Origin of the sequence: Escherichia sp. MOD1-EC5189, from assembly GCF_002966045.1 — a bacterium.
Lineage (GTDB): Bacteria > Pseudomonadota > Gammaproteobacteria > Enterobacterales > Enterobacteriaceae > Escherichia > Escherichia coli_F.
The window spans coordinates 1-644 of sequence record NZ_PTRX01000105.1; the positions used below are offsets into that span (position 1 = coordinate 1).

Here is a 644-nt window from a genome sequence, read left to right on the forward strand (position 1 = left end):
ATAATGAGATGGACGCTCCAGATTTTACGGTATCAAAGTACCAGACTGGATCGTTGCAATACGTCCTGAAAAATTAGGAGCGTCCACATGAAAGTATCAACTCTTGGTATCGACCTGGCAAAGAACGTTTTTCAGCTTCATGGTGTCGATCATGAAGGCCATACTATTTTGCGTAAAAAGCTCACCCGGGCTAAGTTTGTTCAGTTTGTGATTCAACTGGAACCTTGTCTGATTGGCATGGAAGCCTGCTCATCCAGTCATTATTTTGCGCGATTATTCACCCGCTATGGTCATGAGGTAAAACTCATACCTCCGCAGTATGTGAAGCCTTATGTGAAAACGAACAAGACGGATGCAGCAGATGCTGAAGCAATCTGCGAAGCGGTAACCCGCCCGAATATGCGTTTTGTTCAGATAAAAACCGAAGAGCAGCAGGCCGTTTTAGCGTTACACACTGAACGGGGAATACTTATCCGTGAGCGGATTGCCTGTGCCAATAGTTTAAGAGCCACACTTGCTGAGTTTGGTATTACGATTGCGGCCGGACAAAGCCATTTAACACGTGAGCTGCCAGCCATTCTGGAGGATGGCGAAAATGGTTTATCTCCCTTTGTCAGAACCAGCATCTACAGACAGTCTAAACA

Annotated in this window: 1 protein-coding gene; it reads left to right on the forward strand. The window is 45.8% G+C overall.

The features are described from left to right. Window positions 1-87: 87 nt before the first annotated feature. On the forward strand, window positions 88-644 hold a 557-nt coding region (locus ATB02_RS25740; RefSeq protein WP_123059874.1), incomplete at its 3' end, for an IS110 family transposase.